General features: G+C 64.2%; 21 protein-coding genes. 9 read left to right on the forward strand and 12 right to left on the reverse strand.

Features of this window, described 5'->3' with window-relative positions:
• Positions 1-6: 6 nt before the first annotated feature.
• Positions 7-2,805, forward strand: a complete 2,799-nt coding sequence (locus tag GTW51_RS07530; RefSeq protein ID WP_163043275.1) for a VapE domain-containing protein — start codon at positions 7-9, stop codon at positions 2,803-2,805.
• A gap of 797 nt (positions 2,806-3,602) precedes the next feature.
• On the opposite strand, the gene GTW51_RS07535 is transcribed toward GTW51_RS07530, so the two are convergent.
• The 5 genes from GTW51_RS07535 to GTW51_RS07555 form a co-directional block, all read right to left on the reverse strand.
• Positions 3,603-4,694 carry an SMP-30/gluconolactonase/LRE family protein gene (locus GTW51_RS07535; RefSeq protein ID WP_246232739.1) on the reverse strand — a complete coding sequence of 364 codons (1,092 nt, stop codon included), beginning with the start codon at positions 4,692-4,694 and terminating at the stop codon, positions 3,603-3,605.
• An 82-nt stretch (positions 4,695-4,776) separates the two neighbouring features.
• Entirely contained in the window at positions 4,777-6,090 is a 1,314-nt protein-coding gene (locus GTW51_RS07540) for a TRAP transporter large permease (protein ID WP_163043276.1), read from the reverse strand.
• Positions 6,087-6,620, reverse strand: a complete 534-nt coding sequence (locus GTW51_RS07545; protein WP_163043277.1) for a TRAP transporter small permease subunit — start codon at positions 6,618-6,620, stop codon at positions 6,087-6,089. The genes GTW51_RS07540 and GTW51_RS07545 overlap by 4 nt, the downstream gene beginning before the upstream one ends.
• A 70-nt stretch (positions 6,621-6,690) precedes the next feature.
• Entirely contained in the window at positions 6,691-7,731 is a 1,041-nt protein-coding gene (gene dctP / locus GTW51_RS07550; protein ID WP_163043278.1) for a TRAP transporter substrate-binding protein DctP, read from the reverse strand.
• Positions 7,732-7,784: 53 nt separating this feature from the next.
• Positions 7,785-9,098, reverse strand: coding sequence for a hydroxymethylglutaryl-CoA reductase, degradative (locus GTW51_RS07555; protein WP_163043279.1), 1,314 nt, complete (start codon positions 9,096-9,098; stop codon positions 7,785-7,787).
• Positions 9,099-9,225: 127 nt separating this feature from the next.
• On the opposite strand from GTW51_RS07555, the gene GTW51_RS07560 reads away from it, so the two are divergent.
• Together GTW51_RS07560 and GTW51_RS07565 are read left to right on the forward strand one after the other, a co-directional pair.
• The gene (locus GTW51_RS07560) at positions 9,226-10,608 is read left to right on the forward strand and encodes an aminotransferase-like domain-containing protein (RefSeq protein ID WP_163043280.1); all 1,383 of its coding nucleotides are present in this window, start codon (positions 9,226-9,228) and stop codon (positions 10,606-10,608) included.
• A gap of 37 nt (positions 10,609-10,645) precedes the next feature.
• Entirely contained in the window at positions 10,646-11,554 is a 909-nt protein-coding gene (locus tag GTW51_RS07565) for a hydroxymethylglutaryl-CoA lyase (protein ID WP_163043281.1), read from the forward strand.
• 198 nt (positions 11,555-11,752) lie between these two features.
• Here the strand turns inward: GTW51_RS07565 and GTW51_RS07570 are convergent, their stop codons facing one another.
• Positions 11,753-12,760, reverse strand: coding sequence for an ABC transporter substrate-binding protein (locus tag GTW51_RS07570; RefSeq protein ID WP_425483233.1), 1,008 nt, complete (start codon positions 12,758-12,760; stop codon positions 11,753-11,755).
• 117 nt (positions 12,761-12,877) lie between these two features.
• Here GTW51_RS07570 and GTW51_RS07575 point away from each other — a divergent pair, with 117 nt between their 5' ends.
• The 6 genes from GTW51_RS07575 to GTW51_RS07600 all read left to right on the forward strand — a co-directional run bounded on the left by GTW51_RS07575 (position 12,878) and on the right by GTW51_RS07600 (position 18,184).
• Positions 12,878-13,534, forward strand: coding sequence for a TetR/AcrR family transcriptional regulator (locus GTW51_RS07575; protein ID WP_163043283.1), 657 nt, complete (start codon positions 12,878-12,880; stop codon positions 13,532-13,534).
• A gap of 103 nt (positions 13,535-13,637) precedes the next feature.
• Positions 13,638-14,447: an ABC transporter permease gene (locus GTW51_RS07580; RefSeq protein ID WP_163043284.1), complete on the forward strand. Its 810-nt coding sequence runs from the start codon at positions 13,638-13,640 to the stop codon at positions 14,445-14,447.
• On the forward strand, positions 14,444-15,493 hold the full coding sequence (locus GTW51_RS07585; protein ID WP_163043285.1) for an NAD-dependent epimerase/dehydratase family protein: 1,050 nt from the start codon (positions 14,444-14,446) through the stop codon (positions 15,491-15,493). The genes GTW51_RS07580 and GTW51_RS07585 overlap by 4 nt, the downstream gene beginning before the upstream one ends.
• The gene (locus GTW51_RS07590; RefSeq protein WP_163043286.1) at positions 15,480-16,319 is read left to right on the forward strand and encodes a GNAT family N-acetyltransferase; all 840 of its coding nucleotides are present in this window, start codon (positions 15,480-15,482) and stop codon (positions 16,317-16,319) included. The genes GTW51_RS07585 and GTW51_RS07590 overlap by 14 nt, the downstream gene beginning before the upstream one ends.
• Positions 16,320-16,340: 21 nt before the next feature.
• Complete coding sequence (locus tag GTW51_RS07595) at positions 16,341-17,402, forward strand: dihydrodipicolinate synthase family protein (protein WP_425483234.1); 1,062 nt, start codon at positions 16,341-16,343, stop codon at positions 17,400-17,402.
• Positions 17,399-18,184 (forward strand): ABC transporter ATP-binding protein, encoded by a 786-nt coding sequence (locus GTW51_RS07600; RefSeq protein WP_203565944.1) that lies wholly within the window; start codon positions 17,399-17,401, stop codon positions 18,182-18,184. The genes GTW51_RS07595 and GTW51_RS07600 overlap by 4 nt, the downstream gene beginning before the upstream one ends.
• Before the next feature lie 464 nt (positions 18,185-18,648).
• Here GTW51_RS07600 and GTW51_RS07605 read toward each other — a convergent pair whose 3' ends face one another.
• From GTW51_RS07605 to GTW51_RS07630, 6 genes are all read right to left on the reverse strand, one after another.
• Entirely contained in the window at positions 18,649-19,569 is a 921-nt protein-coding gene (locus GTW51_RS07605; RefSeq protein WP_163043288.1) for an SRPBCC family protein, read from the reverse strand.
• Positions 19,570-19,580: 11 nt separating this feature from the next.
• Positions 19,581-20,447, reverse strand: a complete 867-nt coding sequence (locus tag GTW51_RS07610) for a phosphoenolpyruvate hydrolase family protein (protein ID WP_163043289.1) — start codon at positions 20,445-20,447, stop codon at positions 19,581-19,583.
• Positions 20,444-21,640 carry a Tm-1-like ATP-binding domain-containing protein gene (locus tag GTW51_RS07615; RefSeq protein ID WP_163043360.1) on the reverse strand — a complete coding sequence of 399 codons (1,197 nt, stop codon included), beginning with the start codon at positions 21,638-21,640 and terminating at the stop codon, positions 20,444-20,446. Before GTW51_RS07615 ends, GTW51_RS07610 begins: the two co-directional genes overlap by 4 nt.
• A 19-nt stretch (positions 21,641-21,659) precedes the next feature.
• Positions 21,660-22,373 carry an ABC transporter ATP-binding protein gene (locus tag GTW51_RS07620; RefSeq protein WP_163043290.1) on the reverse strand — a complete coding sequence of 238 codons (714 nt, stop codon included), beginning with the start codon at positions 22,371-22,373 and terminating at the stop codon, positions 21,660-21,662.
• Positions 22,370-23,158 carry an ABC transporter ATP-binding protein gene (locus GTW51_RS07625; protein WP_203565945.1) on the reverse strand — a complete coding sequence of 263 codons (789 nt, stop codon included), beginning with the start codon at positions 23,156-23,158 and terminating at the stop codon, positions 22,370-22,372. Before GTW51_RS07625 ends, GTW51_RS07620 begins: the two co-directional genes overlap by 4 nt.
• A gap of 84 nt (positions 23,159-23,242) precedes the next feature.
• The gene (locus tag GTW51_RS07630) at positions 23,243-24,511 is read right to left on the reverse strand and encodes an ABC transporter substrate-binding protein (RefSeq protein ID WP_163043291.1); all 1,269 of its coding nucleotides are present in this window, start codon (positions 24,509-24,511) and stop codon (positions 23,243-23,245) included.
• Between the last annotated feature and the right edge of the window lie 82 nt (positions 24,512-24,593).

Genomic DNA, 24,593 nt, shown 5'->3' on the forward strand with positions numbered 1-24,593 from the left:
GCAGGCATGTCAAAATCGCAGTTCGCTAACGATATCATCCGCATTTCCGGGGGCCGCCAGTCCCTCGGCAAGGTCAAGAATATCACCCCCTCCTGGGGCATGTTGACCGCCACTCTCTCCAAGCCGCAGATCACGCAGGAGACCTTCAAGCAGTATATGGCGCTTAAGAAGGAGGAACAGGACCTCCTCAAGAACGTCAACGGCTTCTGGATCGGCAGCCATTGTATCGACGGCCGCCGGAAGAAGACGAACCTGCGCCCGCGCGACGTCCTGGCCCTCGACTTCGACAATATGACGCCGGCCTTGCTGTCGAAGATCATGCGGCGCGAGTTCAATATCCTCAAGCGCGTCGAGTTCTTCATCCACACGACGCGCAAGCACACGGCCGAGAAGCCGCGCATCCGCATGGTCTTCCCGCTCGCGAAGCCCTGCCAGATCGACGACTACACGGCCCTCTCGCGCATCGTCGCATGGTCGATCGACAAGACGATGGAGGCGGTCGACGACGTGTCGTTCCGCCCCGCGCAGATGATGTATAACCCGTCGCATTCCCGCGACGCCGAGTTCATCGCCAAGCTCTTCGCGGGCGAAATGCTCCTCGACCCGAGGGACGTCTTCAAGGCGTTCCGGGCACGCGACCTCGACCCGCACAATCACCTGCACCTGCCCTACTCGGAGTCGCAGGGCCAGAAGCGCCTCGCCGCCGAGAAGGCCGAGGACCCTTGGGAGAAGGACGGGATCGTCGGGGCCTTCTGCCGGGCCTTCCCGATCGAGCAGGCCATCGCCGAGTTCCTGCCCGAGGACTACGGGCCGGGCGATATGTCGGGCGCGAAGCCCCGCTACACCTACCTCAAGGGCACGACCGCGAACGGCGTCGAAATCCAGGACGACGGCCGCTTCCTCTACTCCCATCACACGTCGGACCCCTTGTCCGACATGCTCGTCAACGCCTTCGACGCGGTCCGCATCGTCAAGTTCGGCGCGCTCGACGAGAAGGTCGACGAGGACACGCCGATCGGCAAGCGCCCGTCCTTCAAGAAAATGGTCGAGTTCGCGCAGGCGATCCCGGCCGTGAAGAAGGACCTCGTCGAGCGCCGTTTCAGCGACGTCGAGGAGGCCTTCGACGACCTGGACCCGGAGCCCGAGGACGACGTCCATCCGTCGCCGCCGCGCACGCCCGACGTTCCGTCTAGTCGGGAACTGTCCGCCGAGGAACTGGAACTCCTCGGGCCGTCGGTCGACGACGCGGAAGAGGGCGGCGGACGCATCCCGGCCGACGCTTTCGACGACCTGCCGGCCGATCCCGACGAGGAGATCGAGAAGAGCGAGCAAGTATCGAAGGCCGCAGAGCGTCCGCCCGAGGATTGGCGGCAGGACCTCGACGCCACGAAGGACGGCGGGCTCAAGAAAACGATCTACAACTACTCGGTCATCTTCCAGAACGACTCCCGCTTCTACAAGCGGTTTGCTGACAACGAAATGCTCCAGGGCGAAGTCCTCTATCGCCCGATCACGTCGCGGTCGCGCTTCGGCGTCGACCTGCCGGTCAGGGACCGGGAGAACGGCGACCGGATCGAGGACTACATGGTCGCGCAGATGCGGACCGTGCTCGAAGGGCCGGCCGAGTTCGGCGGCTACGGCTTCCCGAATGCCCCGACGACGAACGTCAACGCGGCGATCTCGCTCGCGGCGAAGAGCTACCGCTTCCATCCGGTTCGGAACCTCGTCAAGGAAGGCCGCAAGCCGGTCATTTGGGACAAGGTCCCTCGCCTGGAGACGGTCCTCCAGCGGTACTTCAAGGTCGAGGACAACCCCTACATTCGCGAGGCCTTCCGCTTGATGATGCTGGCCGCCGTGACGCGCGCGTTCGAGCCGGGGCACAAGTTCGACTTCTGCCTGATCATCCAGGGCGAGCAGGGCATCGGCAAGTCGAGCTTCCTGGAAATGCTCGGGCGCTATTCCTGGTATGCCGTCTTCGACTGCGGCTTCGACGACGTCCAGAAGGCCGTCGAGAAGATGCAGGGCCACTCCATCATGGAGATCGGCGAAATGTCCGCCTATCACAAGTCGGACATGGACGCGATCAAGCAGTTCCTCTCGACGACCAAGGACACGGTCCGGCTGGCCTACGCTCACCGCGCGAAGGAATACCACCGGCAGGCCGTCTTCTTCGGCACGGTCAACACCGACCAGTTCCTCCGCGACCTCACCGGCAACCGCCGCATGTGGCCGGTCAAGGCCACCCTGCCGCGCAACGTGCCGTTCGACTTCACGGCGTTCGCGCGCGAGGTCGACCAGCTTTGGGCCGAGGCCTACGCGATCTATGCCGCCATGCGGGCAGCGAAGCCGAAGGGCTCGCTCTACCTCGATCTCTCGGACGCCGCCCGCCCCTATGCCATCGCGGCGCAGGACGGCGCGCAGATGGAGACGCAGGCTGAAATTTGGGGCGCGCAGATGGCCGCTTGGCTGGAGACCCCGGTCTCGAAGGAAGAGGCCCTGAACGGCGGCATGACCGACCGCTTCGACGACCTCGACGGCAAGCTCTACCTGCGGACCTGCGTCTCGACCTCGCAGCTTTGGCTTGATTGCCTCCAGATGCGCCGGGAGGACCTGCGGCCTAATCAAATGCAGTTCTCCGCAGCGCAGTCCCGCATTCCGGGCTGGCGGCGCGAAGACAGCCGGAAGAAGCACAAGTTCGACGGCGTGATGCTCCGCGCTTTGGTCCGCGAGGACGCTACGGAGGCTCAAATTTGGGAGCGGATCATGCCGTATGTCGAGTTAGATGACAGCGATCTCACCGGCTGAACCCGGTACGGGCAGCGTTCGACGCAGTTTTTTCGGCTTTGAATACAGAAGGGCGGCTCTCGGGTCGCCCTTTTTCGTCGATGCCACCCCGATGCCACCTACCGGGAGATGCCACCCCCAATCCCGGTGGCAGCCCGAGGTGGCATCCGGCTCAACCTATTGAGAGATATAATCCTTTTCGCCGTTTCTTGCCGAAAAGATGCCACCTCTGCCACCTGTCCTCCTATGTGGCACCTATACGTGCTTACCGCTGCTATATGGCTGTATATACGGTTCCTCTTCTTATTTCTGAGTCCTTATAGAAAAGGTGGCATCGGTGGCATCCCTACTCCTCAAACCCTTATAGCGCAGGCTTTTACGGGGATGCCGCCTGGGGATGCCACCCCGGATGCCACCTAAGCGAAAGAGCAAAAGCGGCATCCCCGTAGGTCGACTTAACCCGGATTTCGGTTAAATATGGAAAAGAACAAGGCTTTAAATACAGAAAAACTCCCACAGACCACGTGCTCCGCGCACCCCCTGGACGAGGCCACCCCGGCGAAGGACCCGAAGCGACCGTCTTTGCCCTAGATACAGAGCGACACCAGCACTGTTGCATATTCAAGTTATTGTCTTTGGCTACAGAACCGGCCTGCTCGTAGTTAGTAGGCAAGGATCGCCCCTGAATTGCGCTGCCCTCTGCCGCTGTCAGGAGGCCATTGATGGGTGCACGCCAACGACAAGCGGTGAATTAACGTCGGATGCCATTCATGCCTGGTGGAGTGCACCCAATTCTCCGGATATGCGGCGGTTGGGTCCTACTCGTCGACCGCAAACGTCGGAGCCGCCTTGGCCAAGGATCGAACGGCAAAGATCGTCGAGCCGCGTCCCTGGTCCCAGTCGTTCGTCAATATCAGCATCTCGTCGGTTCCCGGCCGGATGGCCATTGAGGTCGAGCGCAGATTGTGGCCTTCGTCACGCCCCGGCAGCAGATACTGTCCGATCGGCAGACCGAGCGGGTTGAAGACTAGGACGCGCCCCTGGCCATACATCGCGACGTAGACGTTGCCCTCGGCATCGAGGCGCAGCGAGTCGGGTCCGGCGCCGGTAAAGGTGTAGGTGATCAGGGCGCCGAACGGGGCAACGGTCGTGGCGTCGCTAAGCGAAACCCTATGCAGCTTGCCGCCGGCCAGTTCAGTAATCCAGAGCGTCTTGCCGTCCGCACTGAGGCCGATTCCGTTGGCGATCCGCAGATTGGGCAGGATAGAAACGGGGTCGCCGCCTTCTGGGCCGACATAGTATACCCCACCATCCGGCCGACTGGACCCGCCTTTGAAATCGGTGAAGTAGAATCCGCCCCGCTTGTCGAAGACGAGATCGTCGGCGAGGAAGCCGCTCGAGCGTGGCACGATTTCCTGAATATCTGTCCCGTCGTCGTCCATAGACACAACCGACCCCTGGGCCGCGAAGTCGCCGAGTTCCGCCATGTAGATGCGGCCGTTCTTATGGACTTCGAGGCCGGCGGGCCGCAGTTCGTTCTCCCCCAGGACGACGGAAAGCTTTTTGTCCGACGTCAGACGGTAGACGCGGCCGCCGAAGACTTCGCAGAACAGGAGGTCGCCTCCCGGCGTGAAGACCGGGCATTCGAGCTGGAGCGCCTCGTCCGAAACCTTGAAGTACTCGACGGCCTCGACCGTAGGCAGGTCAGCCTCGCTGACCGGCAGAGGCACCGCGCTCCGCAGGGCTTCCGGCAGATCCAGCGACGGCAGGACGGCATCGCCTTCCTGCGCCGCGGCGCCAACGCTCGTTAGGAGAAGCGCCGCCAGCGCCACTTTTCCGATTAGTATTCCAACCATGTTCGTTTCCTCCTCTTTTGCTGGTTGCTTGTTTCGCACAGTCGGGATCGTCATCCGCCCAGCGTCTCTCCTCCCCGTCGAGCCATATCCGCTGCGCGATCGCACGCGGTGCCCGTTCAGTGCCGATACCCAGCGATCACTGCGACATCAGTGCCGGCAGGAACGTGGTGAGTCCTGGAAACGTCACACAGATTAGGAGCCCGGCGAGTTGGAGAAGAAAGAACGGAACGATGCCGCGATAGACCATCCCCATGCCGACCTCCTTCGGCAGCGTGCTCTTGATGTAAAACAGCGTGTAGCCGAAGGGCGGGCTGATGTAGCCCATCTGGATGGTCAGTGCGTACAGGACGCCGAACCAGATCTCGTCGAAACCGAGGAAACGGACGACGGGAAGGAACACCGGAACGGTAAGCAGTATGATGCCGATCTCGTCGAGCACGGTGCCGAGAAAGATCAGGATCAGCATCATTACGGCGAGAACGAGATACGGGCTGACCCTCAACTGCTCGATCGCGCCGAGCAGTGCGTCGGCGCCGCCGAGCCCGGTGAAGATGGCGACATAGGCCTTCGCGCCGATCGTGATCCACAGGATCATCGCGGTAGCCTTCAGCGTCAGGAGGCAGCTTTGCGTCAATGTCGGCCATGTCAGATGCCGGCGGGTGGCCGCGGCCAGGGCCGCGCCGAAGACACCCACGGCTGCCGCCTCGGTGGGCGTGGCGATGCCGAAGAAGATCGACCCGAGCACCATGACGATGATCAGCGAGGGCAGGACGAGCGTCTTCAGCGAGCGGAGCTTTTCGGCAAGGCTCGCCCGCGGCACGTCGGACACATCGGGGACGAGTTCCGGCCGAAGCCAGGAAATGACGACGATGTAGAGAATATAAAGACTGGCCAGCAGGACCCCTGGCACGATGCCGGCGATCAGCATCTTCCCGATCGAGACCTGTGCCGTCACCGAATAGACGATCGTCAGCACCGATGGCGGGATGAGGATGCCCAGGGTACCGGCGGCGCAGATCGTGCCCGTGGCCAGCCGGGCGTCGTAGCCCCGCCGCATCATTTCCGGGAGCGCCAGGATGCCCATCGCGGTCACGGCGGCGCCGACAACGCCTGTCATCGCGGCCATGACGACGCAGATGACCACGGTTCCTATCGCCAGCCCGCCGCGGATGCGGCCGAACCAGAGCTCCATCGCCCGATAGAGATCCTCGATAATCCCGGATTTCTGCAGGATCACCGCCATGAAAATGTAGAGCGGAATTGCCAGCAGCGCCTCCGAGCGCATCGTGTCGAAGATCTGCAGGACCAGGATGATCAGGGCATTGGCGTCCCAGAACAGCACGGTGAACAACACCGACAGGCCGCCGAGTACGAAGGCGACCGGCAGTCCCGTCAGGAGAAAGACGGTCAGGCCGGCGAACATGAAGATGAGAATGCCGGTGGAGCTCATAGGCCGTCTTTCGTGCCTTCACCGGCTGGCGGCGTCACTTCGTGGAAGAACAGCCGCAGCCACTCTGCTGCGGCCTGCAGGAACAAAAGGACCAGTGCGATCGGGATCACGAACTTGATCGGCCAGATTACCGGGTTCCATGATGTGTAGGACGTCTCGCCCAGTCCGTAGGACTGCACGGCGAAGGGCCACGCATAATAGAGAAGGATGATCGCGAAGGCGGCGATGACCGGATAGTTCAGGAGGTCGAAGACCCGGTTGACCCGCGGCGACGCTGCCTGGCGCAACAGGTCGAGATTAACGTGGCCGCCGGTGTGGAGCAGATAAGGGCCGCCCAGCAGGAAATATGGTCCAAACAGCAGCGTAGCGAGCTCGAGACCCCAGTCAGACGGCGCGTTGAAGCCGTAGCGGGCGACGACCGCATACAGCATGACCGGGACGATCAGCAGCAACAGCAGGCTCACCGCGGTGAACAGCCATCGATTGATCGCGGTGACGAATCGCACGAAACCGTCCACGATACTGGGCATAGGGCTCCCCCCGTTTAAGCGTCGTCGACGGCCGGCACGAGGCCGGCCGTCGACGCTTGTCGCGGAAGGTCTACTCGATCAGTCCGAGCTCGCGCATCTGCTCGATCTGGGAATCGAGGATCCGGGTGGCGAGTTCGTCGCCCTTGGTCGCCTCGCGCCAAGCCTCGGCCGCCACCAGGCGGGCCGCCTTGATGTCGGCTTCGTCGAGGGTGATGACCTCGACTCCCTGCTTCTCGAAGGCTTCGAGGGCGGTCGTGTCGCTCTTGGCCTTCGCCTCCTGATAGGCGGCGGACACATCCTTGGCGGCCGTTGCCAGGGCTTCCTTGTAGTTGTCCGGCAACTGATCGTAGGCTGCCTTGTTGGCGACGTACGAGGTCGCGGTCGTCGGCTGGTGGACGCCCGGCATGATGATGTACTCGGCGACTTCGCCGAGGCCGGCATCGAGGTTGGCCTGCAGGTCGCCGCGATCGGCAAGGTCGATCAGCCCCTTGTCGAGTGCCGAGTAGACCTCGCTGGTGGGCAGCGGCGAAACCGCGACTCCGAACTTGCTCATCACGCCAGAGGCAAGACCGACGAAGCGACCCTTCTTGCCCGCGAAATCCGCGATCGTCTCGATCCGGACCTTCGCATGAATGGGCTCCTGGTCGTAGAAGGTCGGCGCAATATACTGCAGGCCGGCTGGAGCGTAGGCCTCCCGGGCCATCTCGAGCCCACCACGCTCGTAGAACCAGTCTGCATATTGCTGCGCTTCGGGATAGCCGAAGGGGATGGTGGCGGTGAAAGCCAGCGCCGGAATTTTGCCGGCCTCATAACCGTCGAAGGTCTTCATCAGCTGAAACGCCCCGCCGCGCACGGCGTCGAACGCCTGGGCCGGCGGCACGATCTGGCCGGCGGAAAACAACTCGATCTCGAAATTGCCCCCCGTCAGTTCGGCGACCCGATCGACGTACATCTGCTCGAAGTCCTGCGGCGTCGTCCCGCCATCCCACAGCGCCTGCATGCGCCAAGAGACCTTCTCCTCCTGGGCCAGAGCCGGCTGCGCCAGTACGGCAAGGGACAAGGCGGCGGCCGAAAGGCAAAGCACCGACCGGCGGTTCAAATTCCAAGACATGTCATTCCTCCTCTTTTGTTTCGAAGCGTTTCTTCGGTCGCCGGGGCGGTCCGTCACCCCCCGCGCAGCTCAGCCAGAAGCGTCTGAGCCCTATCGGTGCGCACATCGCCCGCCTTCACCAGCCCGGCTGCGATCGTCTCCACCTCTTCGCCGAGGGCGCCGGCGACGATCGCTATGTTGCGGGCATGGAGCGCCATGTGGCCTCGCTGGATACCCTCGGTGGCAAGGGCCCTCAGCGCTGCCATGTTCTGGGCGAGACCGACGGCCACGGCGACTTCCGCCAGCTCCTGCGCGGTCTTGACGCCGAGGACCCTCAAGGCAGCCTGGGCCGCCGGGTGCGTCTTGGTCGCGCCGCCGACGAGGCCCACCGCCATCGGCATCTCGATCGTCCCGATGAGAGCCCCCTGGCTGTCGACTTCCCAGGTCGACAGCGAGGTATAGGAACCGCTGCGCGCGGCATAGGCGTGCGCGCCCGCCTCGATCGCCCGCCAGTCGTTGCCCGTCGCCAGGATCACCGGGTCGATGCCGTTCATGATCCCCTTGTTATGGGTCGCTGCCCGGTAGGGGTCGATCACCGCCAGTTCGTAGGCTTCGAGGATGCCGTCGATCATGCGGCGCCCGGAATATTCCTTGGTGGCCAGCGCCTGTTCCGGAACGCGGACGCGGGCACGCGCGAGTCGCTGGTCCGCCAGGTTCGACAGGATCCGCAGGCGCACGATGCCGCCCGTCAGCTCGGCGACCGTCGGCGCCACCGCCTCGGCCATAGTGTTAACGGCGTTGGCGCCCATCGCGTCGCGGACGTCGACGAGCAGATGCAGCACGACCATGGGACCGCGCGCTGTCTGCGGGAAGACATGCACCTCGATGTCCTTGCAGCCGCCGCCAAGCTTGATAAGCAGCGCGTCCCGGCTGTTGGCGATGGCGAGGATCTGCTCGCGCGCCGCAAGCAGCTTCGAGCGGGCGCCGTAGGGGTCGGTGATACCGACGAGCTGGACCTGCGCGCGCATGACAGGCGCCGTCGACGATGTCTGGAATCCGCCATTATCGCGGGCGATGCGCGCCATGTAGGAGGCCGCTGCCACGACGGAGGGCTCCTCGACCACCATCGGCACCAGATAGTCGCGGCCGTTGATGGTGAAGTTGGTGGCGATGCCGAGGGGCAGCTGGAACGTGCCTACGACGTTCTCGATCATGCCATTCGCCCGGACCGGATCGAGAGCACCGGACTGGCCGAAGATTGCGATGTCACTGTCGGCGAGGCCCGTCGCCTCGGCGAGCATCGCGAGGCGTTGCTCGGGCGTCTTGTTGCGATACCCTTCCAGGCGTGAGTTCACCGCCTGCCGAGGCACGTCCGTCGGCCGATCCATTCTTCCTCCCTGTGCATCTCGAGCTTGGATGCTTGATCGAATTGTCCTAGAATAACTAGGACAATCAAGGGACAATTACCGGTGTTTTGACCCGTACAGTCCGAATTCGAAACAGGGGACACTTTGCATGGCGCTCGAGCGCACGCGGGTTGCAGCCATCGTCGACACCGTTTCCTCAAATCTGGTGCAGGGCGCCTACAAGATCGGCGAGCGGTTGCCGTCGGTGCGGCGCGCCGCGCAGGCTCACGGCGTTTCCAAGAACACCATGGCCGAGGCCTACGACCAGCTCGTGGCCCAGGGGCTGCTGCAGGCACGACCGGGATCGGGCTACTACGTCTCTCGACGCGACCTGCCACAGGCGAGCACTGCCTCCCCCCATCTGGCAGCCGCCATCGATCGCGTTTCCCTACTGCGCGAGCAGCTCGACCGCCACTACGAGGTGCGGCCGGGCGACGGTCGGCCCCCGGCGTCATGGATGGAAGGATCGGAGCTTCGGCGACATTTTTCGGGATTAAGAGCGAGCGAACCAGACGCCGACGACTTTGGTTATGGCAGCGTGCGTGGTTTTGCGCCGCTGCGCGAACGCCTTCGTCTGATGCTGATGGAGCGCTCGATCGCCGCCGCACCTGACGGGGTGCTGCTCACCCATGGCGCCAACCATGCGCACGACCTGATCATTCGGCATCTGCTCGAACCCGGCGATACGGTCCTAGTGGACGATCCGGGCTACTATCCGCTGTTCGCGAAGCTGGCGCTGACTAAGGTCAGGATGGTCGGAGTAAGCCGGACGCAGGACGGGCCAGACCTCGACGATCTCAGGCAAAAGCTCGCCACCACCCGCCCTAAGCTCTTCTTCACGCAGTCGCAGGCGCATAATCCGACCGGCGGATCGCTGTCTCCGCCCGTGGCGTTCGGCATCCTGCAAGCTGCGGAACAGTGGGGGACGCTGGTGGTCGAGAACGACGCGTTTGCAGACATCGTGCCGCCGGCAATGACGCGCCTGGCAGCGCTCGATCAGCTCAACAGGGTGATTTATGTCGGGACCTTCTCGAAGACGCTCTCCGCGAGCCTGCGATGCGGCTTCCTGGCCGGGCATCCCTCGCTCGTCCAGCCGCTGACGGACATCAAGATGCTGACCGGCGTGGCGACCTCGGGCTATGTCGAGCGTTTCGTCTTCAACCTCATCCAGGGTGGGCAGTATCTGCGCCATTTGAGGCGTTTGCGGTCTCGTGTCGAAAGCGCCAACCAGCTGGTGGCGGACGAACTGGAAGCCATCGGCCTTTCGGTCCGCCCCTGCAAGGTGCCCGGCTTCTACCTCTGGGCCGAATTCGCGGCGGGCGTTGACGAGGCGGCGCTTTGTCAGGCGGCAGCCTTGGAAAGCATCTTCCTGGCGCCCGGCTCGATCTTTTCCCCGAACCGGTCTGCCGATGCCCGTGCCGCGATCCGCGTCAACGTCGCCTATGGGGCCAATCCGCGCCTCCTCGATTTTCTCAGGAAATCCGTCCGTTGAAACCGCCGAGATGACGATCTTTTCAAGAAGAGCAAGAATGGCATTTCCCTCATCCGTCCGTATCGTCGAAGTCGGGCCGCGCGACGGGCTTCAGAACGAAGCCAAGGCGATCCCGGCGGAAACGAAAGTCGAGCTCATCGACCGCCTGGCCGCCGCCGGCTGCCGGACGATCGAGGCCGGTAGTTTCGTCTCGCCCCGCTGGGTACCCCAGATGGCCGACACGGCGGTGGTTCTTTCGAGGATCCGCCGGCACCCGGGCGTGTCATATCCGGTGCTGGTTCCCAACATGAAAGGCCTGGAAGCCGCTATTGACAGCGGCTGCGAGGATATCGCGGTGTTTGCGTCGGCCTCGGAGACGTTCTCGCGCCACAACATCAACTGCTCCATCGACGAAAGCCTGGAGCGCTTCGCACCGGTCCTGACGGCGGCGCACGGCCATGGGATCAAGGTACGAGGCTACGTATCCTGCGTGCTCGGCTGCCCCTATCAGGGCGCGGTCGCTCCGGAGAGCGTCGCGGACATCGCTCGCCGGCTCTTCGCGGCCGGCTGCTACGAAGTCTCGCTCGGCGACACGATCGGCACGGGAACGCCGTTCGCGGCGATGAAGATGGTCGAGACCGTCGCGCAAGACGTTCCGCTGAGCGCGATCGCTCTGCATTTTCACGACACCTGCGGTCAGGCGCTCGCAAACATCTATGCCTGTCTCGGCCTCGGAGTCTCGGTCGTCGACTCCGCGGTCGGCGGCCTCGGCGGCTGCCCCTACGCGAAAGGCGCCAGCGGCAACGTCGCCACGGAGGATCTTCTCTACATGCTGAACGGCATGGACGTGGAAACCGGAGTCGATCTCGACCAGATCGTCAACGCGGCGCTTTTCGTCTCACGCGTTTTAGGAAAACATCCCAATTCGCGTGTCGCAAGCGCAAGGCTGACACAGGCAAATTGCTAGAGCGCTATGCTGGCAGCGTGGGCTGACGGCAGTCTGGACGAAGCGCCTATTCTCAACCTCTAAGAGGCCATCAAAGCAATCGGAGGAGTCGGCGATGACCCAGATGGCTGAGCCACATCGCACAGGCGTTCCGATTGCTGGAAGTCGACAGCGGCGCTTCCGGCCGCAGAGAAGTGGCTATGAGGAGGGAAGTGCGAGCTACTTCCCAGCCTTTGACTTGTCCATCTTCACGCTCGTGTCGAGGAAGCGCGTCGTGAACATCGTACCGATCTCAAAAGGCTCGTCGATGCTGATATATGTGGAGACGAGTTCGTAGTCGCTTTCGAGGCGCGCGCCGTCGATCCAGCCGAGAGCTTCGGTCGTGGTGAAGTCGTCGGTCATCAGCGACTTGATGCGCTCCCACTGGTCGCGCTGAACCTCAAGATCGAGCCCGGAGGCGCCCGCCATCAGTGCTTGGAGACAGGGATCGACGTCTTCCACACAGGCCGCGAAAGCGCGTTGGCTGACCTTTACGAAGGATGCAACGGCAACCTCATTCGCATCGAGGAAGTCACCGTTGACAACGATCGAATTGCCATACGGGTTCAGCCCGAGCTCCGACCAGGCGACGTAGCCGAGGTCATCGCCGAACTCGCGTAGCTTCAGGTCGTGCTCGTTGTAGAAGTCGCTGATGATCTCGACCGCGCCACTCTTGAGCGAGGGCATCTTGGCGGGAGGGGCGATGTTAACGAAGTTGACGGAGTCCGGCTCGATGCCGACGGCCTGCGCGAAGGCTGGCCACATCACCCGCGAGGCGTCGCCCGGCGGGTTGCCGATGCGGTTCTCAGGAAAATCCTTCGGCCCCTCGATGCCGGAGCTCTTCAGCCAGTAGAAACCCTGCGGTGTGTTGGCGTAGACGCTCATGAGGGCCACCAGATCCGCGCCCTTTCCCCGGGCGACCATCGCTGTCGCGAGATCGGAAACTCCGAACTCCGACGCCCCTACACCGACCTGCTGCGCTGAAGCCGCCGACCCGCGCCCGACCTCGATCGAGAGTTCGAGCCCCTCATCCGCATACCAGCCCTCCTGGAGAGCATAGTAGTAGGGAGCGTGGTCCGCTGTCGGTGTCCAGTTCAGGACGAGCGTCACCGCTTCCTGAGCACCCGCAGGAGCGCCGGCACAGGCAAAGCTTGCAACGACAGCGGTCGAAAGCAGGAATCGATTCACGGGCATGTGGCGCTCCTTGTTGAGACCGGCCGCGTCGTTCGGTTGTCCGCCCGGTGGGGAAAGACTAACAACGGCTTTGAAGAACCGTCAAGAACCACTCAACTGGTTGGTTGGTAGATGAGCTTGCAGGTGGGAGAACGCCCGACACGTCAGCCCGGCGCGAAGCGCAATCCGGAGGCGACTCGGCGTGCGCTCCTCAAGGCCGCCCGCGCAGAGTTCGCGGCCAAGGGGCTGGCGGGCGCGCGGGTCGACGAGATCGCCGCCAGCGCTGGCGTCAACAAGCAGCTCGTCTATCACCACTTCGGCGATAAGGCCGGTCTCTACCTCAAGGTTCTCGAGGTGCTCTACGAGGAGATCCGGAAGCGCGAGCATGCGCTGGAACTCGAAGGGCTGGAGCCGGAGGCCGCCATCCGCAAGCTGGTCGAGGCCTCCTTCGACCACCTTGCAGACCACCCAGATTTCGTCGCGCTCTTGGCCGACGAGAACCGACACGGGGCCTCGCACATCAAGGGGTCGGAAAAGCTGACGGCGATGCACTCGCCCTTCGTGGCGCTGATCCGCGAGACGCTGCGCAAGGGCGAAACGGCCGGCGTCTTCCGACAGAACATCGACCCACTTCAACTTTACATCTCGATCGCCGGGCTCGCCTTCTTCTTCTTCTCCAACACACCCACGCTTTCCGCGATCTTCGACACCGATCTCTCTCTACCGAAGGCAATCGAGGCCCGTCGAGGCCACGTCGTGGATCTGGTGATGAGCGCTCTTCGCCCATGACCAGTGTCAACTAGATGGTTGACTAGCTCCCGATCCTCCCGCAAGCTCTGTCGAACTGATCGCCCGCCGACGTTTCGGAGGGAGAGGCAGCGGAGCCTTCCAAATGTCGGCTATCGATCTGGACAAACCGGCCGGTGACGCGCTCGCGGAGCGGCGCTCGAGCGACCTCAGGCAGGCCGGTATCATCGTCGCTGTGCACCTCGCCTTCCTCCTGGTCTGGCATCTCGCCTGCGAGTTCCTCGCGATCCCCACCTACATTCTTCCCTCCCCAGCAGAGACCTTCGCCACGCTTGCCTCGTCGCAATATAGCTGGGTGTCGAACTCCCTCGTCACGGCCGCAGAGATTTTCGGCGGCTACGGGCTCGGCCTTATCGTGGGCGTGGCGCTGGCGGTTCTCTTCTCGTGGTCGCCGCTCCTGACCGTCGTTCTGATGCCGCTCTTCGTGACGCTGAACATGATCCCGAAGGTCGCGCTCGGGCCGCTGTTCATCGTTTGGTTCAGCTACGGTATCGTGCCGAACATCGTCATCGCCTTCTCGATCTGCTTCTTTCCGATCCTCCTCACCACGGTGCGCGGGCTTCGCGAGGTGGAGCCGGACCTTCTCGACCTCGTGAAGTCCTTGCGGGGCTCGCGCTGGCAGCTCTTCCGCAAGATCCAGCTTCCCGGCGCATTGCCTTACGTCTTCTCCGGCATGAAGGTTGGCGCGATCCTCGCCGTCGCCGGAGCGACGGTCGGCGAGTTCATCGCTTCCGAACGTGGCCTCGGCTACCTGATGATCCAGGTCCAGGCCTCGCTCGATACCGCGGCCATGCTTATGGCCGTCATCCTTCTCACTTTGATCGGCGTCGCGCTTTACGGACTCGTCCTGCTTCTGGAGCGCCTCGTCGTCGTGCAGGACGAACGAATCTCATGAGTCTAATCGAGCCGCTCGACGCAGCCAACCTTCCTGACCGGATCGACGATGTCGATCATCTGGAGCGCCTGCTCTGCCAACCGACGGCAGACCTGATCGCAGATCTTCGGGCCATCGAAGGCGACATCATGGTGCTCGGAGTCGCCGGCAAGATGGGTCCGACCGTCGCCGGACTCGCCAAGGCGGCTGCTCCAGACCGGCGCGTCATCGGCGTTGCCCGCTTCAGCGAGCCGAAGAGCCGGGAGAAGCTTGAGGCGATGGGCGTCGAGACGATCACCTGCGACCTCCTCGACGAAGCGGCGCTTCAGGCGCTGCCGAAAGCTCCGAATATCGTCTTCATGGCCGGCCGCAAGTTCGGAGCGTCGGGCGACCAGAGCCTGACCTGGGCGATGAACGTCCATGTTCCTGCGCTCGTCGCACAGGCGTTCCCGAGTGCTCGCATCGTCGCCTTCTCCACCGGCTGCGTCTATCCGTTCGTCGACGTGACGAGCGGCGGCGCGAAGGAAGATTTGCCGATCGATCCGCCCGGTGAGTACGCGCAGTCCTGCGTCGGCAGGGAGCGCATGTTCGAGTATTTCTCCCGCAAGCTCGGAACGCCGGGTCGGCTGTTCCGGCTGAACTACGCGATCGACATGCGCTACGGTGTCCTTCACGACATCGCCGCCAAGATCGTTGCCGGCAAGCCGGTCGACGTTGCAATGGGGCACGTCAATGTCATCTGGCAGGGTGACGCGGCTTCGCAGGCGCTTCGCCTCCTGCGGCATACCACTACCCCGACAACGCCGATCAACGTTTCCGGTCCGGAGACACTGGCGGTACGCGATTTGGCCGTCCGTCTCGGCGAGAAACTCCGTCGCGAGCCGATTATCACGGGAACCGAAGCCCAGAGCGCTTGGCTTGCGGACACGGCCGCCGCACAGGCGCTCTTCGGCGAGCCGCTCGTCGACGTTGAGCAGATGATCGGCTGGACCGCCGACTGGATGGCCCGAGGCATGCCCAGCCTCGGTAAGCCGACAAAGTTCGAGGTTCGTGATGGACGCTATTGAGACGACTGCCGGCGACCTTTCGGCGGGCGAGTCGACACGCGGCGTCGAGCTCTCGAGCGAGGCGCACTGGAACCAGACGCCCGAGGATTGGCGCCACTTTCTGGCACGCGGACACGTTCTCTGCGAACGCGACGGCGGCGGCCGTGCGATCGCGACGGGCGGCCTAATGACCTATGGCGACGTCGCCTGGATCGGCCTTGTCCTCGTGACGCCGGCTTGGCGGCGGCGGGGTCTCGCAACCCGCCTGATGCGGCGCTGCATGGACCTTGCGGCCGAACAGGGCGCCCTCGCCGGCCTCGACGCGACACCCGACGGAGCAAAGGTATACGAGGGGCTCGGCTTTCGGGCCATCGACCGCCTAACACGCTTCCGGCGCGCGGTCGATGAGTCGGCGGGTAGCGCCCCTGGCGAGGAATTGTTGACGCCCGACGCCGACGCGGTCGATCGCCTGTGCGCGCTCGACGCTGGCGCCTTCGGGGCCGATCGCTCGGCACTGCTCGCCGATATCGCTGCACGTCCTGGCGCTCGCCTCTATCGCGCCGACGACGCGGCCGCTCTCGTTAGACTGGGCCGCACCGCCCGGCACGTCGGGCCGCTCCATGCCGGAAGTGAGGAAGCCGCCACTCGGCTCCTCGCCCGCATCCTCGAAGAAGAGCGGGGACCGCTATTAATCGATTTCTTCGATCGCCATTCCACCATTGCCGCCTGGCTGGCGAAGCAGGGCTTCAGCGGCGAGCGGCCGTTCCTGCGCATGACCCTCGGCGGAGCGCTTCTTCCCGGCAGCCCGGACACTGCATTCGCCGCGGCCGGTCCGGAATATGGTTGAGATCAAGGTCGGAGACCTCTCGTGACGCTGCATCGTTCCGAACTACCGTCTCCCGTCGCCCAGCGCCTTGCGCAGGGCACGGTGATCCCCGCTCATCCGCTCGCACTCGACGCAACCTACAAACTCGACGAGCGCCGGCAGCGGGCGTTGACCCGCTACTATGTCGACGCCGGTGCCGGCGGCCTCGCGGTCGGCGTCCACACCACTCAATTCGCCATCCGTCAGGTCGGGCTCTACGAGCCTGTGCTTTCCCTCGCAGCACAGGCTGCCGCCGCGTGGACGGAGCGACCGCTCGTCATGATCGCCGGGCTTGCAGGCCCGACCGAAAGCGCGGTGGCGGAGGCACGGACCGCAGTGCGTCTCGGCTATCACGCAGGGCTCCTCAGTCTCTCGGCGCTGCGGGAGGCCAGCGAGGACGAGCTTGTCGAGCACTGCCGGGCGCTCGCGGGCGAGATCCCGCTGATCGGCTTCTATCTCCAGCCCTCGGTCGGCGGGCGCGTGCTCGGCGCGTCCTTCTGGAAACGCTTTGCCGAGATCGACAATGTTGTCGCTATCAAAACAGCGCCCTTCAACCGCTACCGCACGCTCGACGTGATCCGCGGCGTCGTGGCGGCCGGCGCAGCCGACCGCATCGCGCTCTACACCGGCAACGACGACCACATTGTGCTCGATCTAGCTCTGCCGTTCGACGTCCGCCACGAGGGTCGAACGCATCGCATCCGCTTCAAGGGCGGCCTCCTCGGTCACTGGTCGGTCTGGACCAAGGGGGCCGTCTCCCTCTTCAGCCAGGTGGAGGCCGCCGTCGCGTCTGGGGTCCTCGACGAGGATCTCCTCGCCCTCGATGCGCGGGTAACGGACTGCAACGCTGCATTCTTCGATGTCGCCAACGATTTCGCCGGCTGCATCGCCGGCTGCCACGAGGTGCTGCGCCGCCAAGGGCTTCTCGAAGGCATCTGGTGCCTCGATCCGACTGAGGCGCTGGGCACCGGCCAAGCAGCGGAGATCGATCGCGTGCTCGCCGAGCATGCCGATCTCTCCGACGACGCCTTTGTCGCCGGGAATCTCTCGCGGTGGTTGGCATGAGCGTAGAGCCCTTCATCCACCTTCAAAACGTGCGAAAGATCTACCGCACCGCGGGCCGCGAGTTCCTCGCCGTCTCGGACGTCACGCTCGATGTCGCGGAGGGCGAGATGGTCTCGCTCGTCGGCCCCTCCGGCTGCGGCAAGACGACGGTCCTGAAGATCCTCGCTGGTCTCCACGACGCGGATGGCGGCACCGTTTCGATCGGCTCAGCGTCGAGCCCGTTCGAGCCAGGCCGGGATGTCGGCATGGTGTTCCAGCAGGCGCTGCTCTTGAAGTGGCGCACCGTCCTCGACAACGTGCTCCTGCCCGCAGAGATCATCGGTCTGCCGATGAAGGCTGCCCGCGAGCGGGCGCGCGACCTCCTGGAGATGGTCGGCCTCGGCCGGTTCGGAGACAAGTACCCGCACCAGCTTTCGGGCGGCATGCAGCAACGCGCCGCGATAGCGCGGGCCCTCGTCCATGATCCAAAGCTAATCCTAATGGACGAGCCCTTCGGCGCGCTTGACGCCCTGACGCGCGAGCAGATGAACCTCGAGATGCTGCGGATTTGGAGCAGGAGTCGCAAGACGATCGTCTTCGTCACCCATTCGATCCAGGAGGCGGTGTTCCTCGGCACGCGATGCGCGGTCCTGACCGCGGGCCCTGCGCGGATGGCCGATACCTTCGCGATCGAGCTCGATGGTCCGCGTAACATCGGCATCAAGACTTCGCCAGCGTTCGGTTCCTACACTAGCCGCATCTACGAGCAGCTCGGCTTTCGGGAGACGTCACCGGCTGGCTGAATAAACGACCGTTTACAGGAACGCTCGCCGCACTGTTGATCGACTGACATGGGCGCCATGTAGATCAACGGATTTCGGCAGGACAGGGCCGACTGCCGACAGCCAGCCTTCGGGCACCTCCCGTTGAAAGCTGCCATTTGGCTCCGGACCCTCGTCGATTAAAGGGACCGTCGCTTCGGTCCTTCAGAGCACACATTGGAGTTTAAAGAATATTTGCCCGCGCTCGAAGAGCGCTTTTTAGATTATGTACCTTGGTGGTGAATGCCTCCCGGATTAAAAAGTAGATCTGAAGTATAGGCACCATCGATGGGGCGTGAATTTAATCATCTGCAAGTACTCGTAGCTGAACGTTGGCAGAATCAAATGAGCGGTTGATCTTATTCACGGTCGCGAGGATGAATCCGTTTGAGCTTGCCGCCTGACAAATCGGTTTGATGCCGCTGGATCGAGGCGCGTGATTCCGACTATCGCTGCCGTACCCGCAGCCCCTCCTCCAGCGTGTCGAACGCCTTCTGGAAGACGTTCTCATGCACGGTCGGGATCAGTGTCAGATCGTCCTGCGGCGAGGCCGTCCAGTCCGCCGTCCAGACGGCAAAGGTCTGGCCGCTGTGGGTCACGGGATAGAGCCGCGCCCCCGCATGGTAGTTCAGCCAGGGCATTGGGCTCTTCAAAATGCGATAGCGGAAGGCGTGCTCGGTGTCGGAAAGATAGGTGAGCTGCTCCCAGAGCGCGCCTTCGCCGAACAGGAAGTCGCGGACGCCGGAGATCTTGTCCGGGCGCGCGCTGTTTAGCATGTGCATCTGGGTGATGTCATCGTGCCACCCGCCCATGCCGGCGAAATCGCGCATCGTCGCCCAGACGGTTTGGATCGGGGCTGAGATGACGCTCGAGGTGAACACCTTGGCCGGGCGCAGGCCTTGCCAGCGTTCTACATCGGCCGGCAGGGCCATCCCGGCGACCTTGCCGGACAGCGCTTTGAGTCCTGCGGCGAAGACCCCGTCGGAAACGATGCTGACATATTTGCCCTCGTCACCGGGCTGCTCGTCGAATTCCGCCCACCATCGCACGAACGTACGGTCCGACTTCGTCTGGGGGATAAGTTCCATCCCGGCGAGATAGTTCGCGACGGGAAAGGCCGGCGTCTCGAAATTGTAGGTGAAGCAATAGCGGCTGTCGTCCAGCGACAGGAGGCGCTCCCGCACCGCCGTCCCGTCGGCGAGAAGGAACGAGCGGACGCATCCCACAACATCTGCATCGAGCCCGTCCTCGATCTCGCTTCGCGTGATGGCCGGGTTCCAATCCGGCAGCCCGTTGAAGTTGCGCACGACGCTCCAGACCGCCTCGACCGGCGCGTCGACGATGGTGCTGGCGAAAGCCTTGGCCATGGAATCTCCCTTTAGAAGGTCAGCTGCTTGAAGCGCTTCGTCTGGTCTATCAGCGCCGTCTCGGTTGGCAGCCGCTCCATCGAGCTGGCGCCGTAGAAGCCGTTGCAGGCCTTCGTGTTGCGCAGGACGTATTCGGCATCTTCCGGATTGGCGATCGGCCCGCCATGGCAGAGGATCAGGATGTCCTTGCGCACCGCCCGGGCGGCCGCCCCCCATGCGTCAATGTCCCCAATGCAGTCGTCCAGCGTGCGGGCGGTTTCCGCGCCGATGGCGCCTCCGGTCGTCAGACCCATGTGGGCGACCAGGATGTCGGCGCCGGCCTCGGCCATCGCCACCGCCTCGTCGGATGAGAACACGTAGGGCGTCGTTAGCATGTCCTTCTCTGCAGCCAGCCGGATCATGTCGACCTCCAGGCCGAAGCTCATGCCGGTTTCTTCGAGGTTCTGCCGGAACACCCCGTCGATCAGGCCCACCGTTGGGAAGTTCTGCACGCCGGCAAAGCCGAGCGCCTTCAGCTGGTCGAGATGGTAGTCCATGATCACGAACGGGTCGGTGCCGTTGACGCCCGCCAGAACCGGTGTTTGCCGGACGACGGGGAGCACCTCACGCGCCATGTCGAGGACGATCTCATTGGCGTTACCGTAGGCGAGGACACCGGCCAGCGAGCCGCGCCCCGCCATGCGGTAGCGGCCGGAATTGTAGATGACGATCAGGTCGATGCCGCCGGCTTCCTCGCATTTGGCCGACAGCCCGGTGCCAGCGCCGCCGCCGATGATGGGGATGCGGCGAGCTGCCATGTCCTGGAACTTTGCCAGAAGTTCGCTGCGGGTGGGGCGTCCGGCGCGCCCGCCTGCTCTGATGGAAGCTGCTTCGTTCATGACGCGCTCTCTCGATATTCTGCGACCACCGCATCGGCGAAGGCCGGATCGTTGACGTTTAGGGGAAGCTCGATGAGCTTGCGCTTGGGGGTGACGATGAAGGTGGAGCGGATGGCCTCGAACAAGGCTTCGTCCGCTTCCGGGTCATGGAACGGCATGCCCGGCGCGTCGATGGCCGATACGCCCGCCAGCGGCAACAGGAAGCGCACCTCGCCCTCGCAGCGGTTGAGCCGCTCTGCAATCCAGTGTCCGATCGCCGCATTCTCGCGCGGCGTGGTGCGCATCAGCGTCACCTGCGGGTTGTGGACGTAGAGATTGCGGCTTTGGTACTTCTCCGGGACGGTCTCCTTCCCGCCGAAATTGACCATGTCGACGGCCCCGACTGAGCCGACATAGGGCAGCTTCGTGCGTGCCACGGCGCCGAACCGATCTTCGGTGCAGGGGAAGACGCCGCCCATCAGGAAATCCGGCACCTCGGTCGTGGTGACGTCGATCATGCCGGCAATCAGGCCGGAATCGGCGAGCTTCTCCATTGACTGCCCGCCGGTGCCGGTGGCGTGGAAGACATAGCTCTCGAACGCGTCGCCGAGCCGCTCGCGGATCTGGTCGACGCAGGTCGTGGTGACGCCGAACATCGTCATGCCGATGCCGGGCCTGTCGCTGGCGGCGACCGGCGGCTGCCATCGGGCCATGCCCGCCGCTGCATGCGCGGCATTGCCGATGACCTTGCGGCTGATCGCGTTGAGGCCGGCGACGTCGGTGACGGAATACATCATGGCAATGTCGTTCGGCCCGACATAGGCGGACACGTTGCCCGAGGCGACGGTCGAGACCATCAGCTTCGGGACACCGATCGGCAGGGCGCGCATGGCCGCCGTCACCAGCGCCGTGTTGCCGGAGCCGCCGAGGCCCAGCACGGCGCCAATGTCGTCGCGGTCGGCAAGCCAGCGGGAAAGCGCCTCGGCCATCGCGGTCACGGCCGCCCCCCGATCGTTGCCGCCGAGGACGGCGCCTTCGCCTCGCGGATGCATCGCGGCAATTTCGCGCGCCGACACGTCCGCGATGTCGTTGGCATCGCGCGTGCCGACGTCGACCAGGGCGCATTTTACGCCGGCTGTTCGGATGAGGTCTCTGGCAAAGGCCAGTTCCTCGCCCTTGGTGTCGCAGGTCCCGATGACATAGACCGTGCCCATCGCCTTCAACTCCCTCGCTTCAGTGACCGTGGCTGACGCCGAGATAGCGGCGTTGCGCATCCGTATCGGCTTCCAGGTCCCGTGATGGCATCGTCGCGGCGATCTGGCCGGTGACCATGATCGCGACGCGGTCGGAGACGGCCGTCGCGACGCGCATGTTCTGTTCAACCAGCAGCACGCCCATGCCCTCGGCGGCGATCTGGCGCAGCGTCTCGATGAGGTGATCGACGATGACCGGTGCGAGGCCTTCCGACGGCTCGTCCATGATGACCACGCGCGGATTCATCAGCAGCGCGCGCGAGATCGCCAGCATCTGCTGCTCGCCGCCGGAAAGTTGGTTGCCGCCGTTGCGCCGCCGCTCGAACAGCCGCGGAAACGTCTCGTAGACGCGGTCGATGGTCCAGCGATGGTCGCCTTTGCGGGCGACGAGCAGCAGGTGCTCGTGCACCGAAAGGGAGGGAAACATGCGCCGACCCTGCGGCACCAGGGCGACGCCCTTGCGCGCCACCTGGTTCGGCCCGAGGCCGGTCAGCTTCGTCCCGTCGAGTTCTACCGTGCCTTCCTGCGTCGCAACCATGCCCATCACGGCGTGGCACAGGGTCGACTTGCCCATGCCGTTGCGGCCGATCAGCGACAGCGGCGCGCCATCCAGCGAGAGCGTCACGCCCTGCAGGATGTGCGCCTGCCCGAAGCGCACGTGCAGATCTGAGATATCGAGCCGCGACCCCGTCAATGCCCGCCTCCCAGATAGATGGCCTGAACCACCGGGTCGTCGGCGATGCGATCGGGGGTGCTTTCGACCACAACCTCGCCATCCTTCATGACCGTTACGATGTCGCAATTGGGCAGCGCCACGTCCATGTCGTGCTCGATGAGGATGAGCGTCAGGTCGCGGGGCAGGTCACCGATCAGCTTGACGAGTTCGGGCCGCTCGGCGGCCGAGAGGCCCGCGGCCGGCTCGTCCAGCATCAGGAGGCGCGGATCGCAGGCGAGCGCCATGCCCACTTCCACCTGCCGGCGCTGCCCGTGCGAAAGCGAGTCGATGCGCGCGTCGCAGATTCTGTCGACGCGGACCTGCTCGGCGAGCCGCCTGGCCTTCGCGAGAGCGGCGTCGTCGCGGCCGGCCTTCCGCAGCGACAGCCGGTTGGGCATCGCCCCGCGCACACCGAGATACAGATTCTCCAGCACCGTCAGGCCGGTGAACAGCAACGAACTCTGGTAGGTGCGCCCGATCCCGAGCCGCGCCCGGCGATGCGGGTTCAGCGTCGTAACGTCCTCGCCGAAGAGCATGATGCGTCCGCCGGTCGGCGGGTAGTCGCCGCAGATCGTGTTGAACAGCGTGGTCTTGCCGGCGCCGTTGGGGCCGAGGATCGCGCGGCGCTCGCCCGCGGCGATTGTGATCGACACGTCCTTGATCGCCATCACCGCGCCGAAGCTGCGCTCGACCCTGTCTGCGACCAGAGCGGGGACCGTCGATGCGTCGGCCCTGCCCGGATCCTCGCCGTGCTGTGTCATCATGTCGGCATTCGATCGTCACTGCATTTTGTGATGCACCTTCCCCCCGCCGCTGCGGGGAGAAGGTGGAGGCGCGTCGGCCCCGGCTCAGTTGGCAGGCGGGCAGTCCGGATTGTCGCGCGAGGGTGCGCCCAGCGCCAGGAACGCCTCGCGGTCCATGCCCATGGTCTGCGTTACGCCTTCCGTCTTGCCGAAGGCCTCGGTACGCAGCGTGCCGCCGTCGTCGACGATGCGGGTGAGGAAGATGTCGGAGATCGCCTGGCGGTTCTCGTCAAGCTTCACGTCCGCGCCCATCGGGTTCTTGAACTCGACGTTGGCGAGGGCCTCTTGGAAGGCCTGCTGGTTGTCGGACAGATCCCCGCCCACTTCCTCGAGCGCCATCAGCACCGCCTTGGTGTTGGTGTAGTAGTTGAAGGCGTGGATCGAGGGGGAGTCGAAGCCGTCCGGGAAACGCTCGCGATAGGCTGCAACCCATTCCACCCACATCGGATCTTCGTTGAGATCGGCGATCGGCCCTGCCGCCAGCATCCCTTCCATCAGGCGCTGGTGCGGTCCGCGCGCGGACAGCAGCGTCTGGTCGGCCGTGATCGAGCCGCCGATGATCGGAAGGTCGCCCCCGGCCTCGGCGTACTGCGTCAGGAAGGCGAGCGCGTCGGTGCCGCCCTGGATGAGCAGGACCGCGCCAGCGTCATCGGGAATGTTGGCGATGATCGATCCAAAATCGGTCGTGTTCAGCGGCGCCCAGAGCTTGGTCACGGCGCCGCCGGCCTCGCAGTAATCGAGCATAAAGCCCATGACCTGAGCATAGGGGAACGCGTAGTCGGCGGCGACGAGCGCCACATGTTCAATGCCGAGGTCGTCGTAGACGTGGTCGCCGAGACCAGCCATCCACTGCGTGCCCTCGGTGCTGAAGCGGAAGAAGTTGGGGGAGGCGTCACGCAGAGTGGTGTCAGCCGCACCCGACGAGCCGTTGACGATGGTCTTGCCTTCAAGCGTGCGCGAATAGTCACGCAGCGCGATGCCCTCGGCGCCCGAGAGCGGGCCGATGATGATGTCGACGTCGTCCTGTTCGATGAGCTTGCGGGCCCGGGCCAGCGCCACGTCGGCCTGCGCATTGGAGGATTCACGGATCCACTCGATCTTCTTGCCGTTGATCGTGTAGTCGATTTCCTCGAACGCCATTTCCATCGTGCGATAGGCGTCCTGTCCGCCGGTGGCGAAGGGGCCCTCGAGCGTGGTGATCGAGCCGATCTTAATGACGTCTTCCTGCGCGCTCGCGCCCGTCGTCGCGGCTAGCGCCATGGCGCCGGCGGCGACCGCCATCGCGGTGGTATGGGTCAGTCTATTCTTCAGCATGGTCTTCTCCCTGTTCGTTTTTTTTAATTCGGCCGTGTTCTCCTCCGCGGCCGGGCTCCGTCTCCGGCAGGTGGCCGGATCT

Origin of the sequence: Aurantimonas aggregata (genome assembly GCF_010500835.1) — a bacterium.
Lineage (GTDB): Bacteria > Pseudomonadota > Alphaproteobacteria > Rhizobiales > Rhizobiaceae > Aurantimonas > Aurantimonas aggregata.

Coding starts and splice junctions, on each gene's coding strand:
- GTW51_RS07540 (WP_163043276.1), bottom strand. CDS start 6,090: ATGAGCTCCACCGGCATTCTCATCTTCATGTTCGCCGGCCTGACCGTC.
- GTW51_RS07625 (WP_203565945.1), bottom strand. CDS start 23,158: ATGATGACACAGCACGGCGAGGATCCGGGCAGGGCCGACGCATCGACG.
- GTW51_RS07565 (WP_163043281.1), top strand. CDS start 10,646: ATGGCATTTCCCTCATCCGTCCGTATCGTCGAAGTCGGGCCGCGCGAC.
- GTW51_RS07605 (WP_163043288.1), bottom strand. CDS start 19,569: ATGGCCAAGGCTTTCGCCAGCACCATCGTCGACGCGCCGGTCGAGGCG.
- GTW51_RS07530 (WP_163043275.1), top strand. CDS start 7: ATGTCAAAATCGCAGTTCGCTAACGATATCATCCGCATTTCCGGGGGC.
- GTW51_RS07610 (WP_163043289.1), bottom strand. CDS start 20,447: ATGAACGAAGCAGCTTCCATCAGAGCAGGCGGGCGCGCCGGACGCCCC.
- GTW51_RS07555 (WP_163043279.1), bottom strand. CDS start 9,098: ATGGATCGGCCGACGGACGTGCCTCGGCAGGCGGTGAACTCACGCCTG.
- dctP (WP_163043278.1), bottom strand. CDS start 7,731: ATGTCTTGGAATTTGAACCGCCGGTCGGTGCTTTGCCTTTCGGCCGCC.
- GTW51_RS07545 (WP_163043277.1), bottom strand. CDS start 6,620: ATGCCCAGTATCGTGGACGGTTTCGTGCGATTCGTCACCGCGATCAAT.
- GTW51_RS07600 (WP_203565944.1), top strand. CDS start 17,399: ATGAGCGTAGAGCCCTTCATCCACCTTCAAAACGTGCGAAAGATCTAC.
- GTW51_RS07585 (WP_163043285.1), top strand. CDS start 14,444: ATGAGTCTAATCGAGCCGCTCGACGCAGCCAACCTTCCTGACCGGATC.
- GTW51_RS07560 (WP_163043280.1), top strand. CDS start 9,226: ATGGCGCTCGAGCGCACGCGGGTTGCAGCCATCGTCGACACCGTTTCC.
- GTW51_RS07535 (WP_246232739.1), bottom strand. CDS start 4,694: ATGACGATCCCGACTGTGCGAAACAAGCAACCAGCAAAAGAGGAGGAA.
- GTW51_RS07590 (WP_163043286.1), top strand. CDS start 15,480: ATGGACGCTATTGAGACGACTGCCGGCGACCTTTCGGCGGGCGAGTCG.
- GTW51_RS07630 (WP_163043291.1), bottom strand. CDS start 24,511: ATGCTGAAGAATAGACTGACCCATACCACCGCGATGGCGGTCGCCGCC.
- GTW51_RS07575 (WP_163043283.1), top strand. CDS start 12,878: ATGAGCTTGCAGGTGGGAGAACGCCCGACACGTCAGCCCGGCGCGAAG.
- GTW51_RS07580 (WP_163043284.1), top strand. CDS start 13,638: ATGTCGGCTATCGATCTGGACAAACCGGCCGGTGACGCGCTCGCGGAG.
- GTW51_RS07615 (WP_163043360.1), bottom strand. CDS start 21,640: ATGGGCACGGTCTATGTCATCGGGACCTGCGACACCAAGGGCGAGGAA.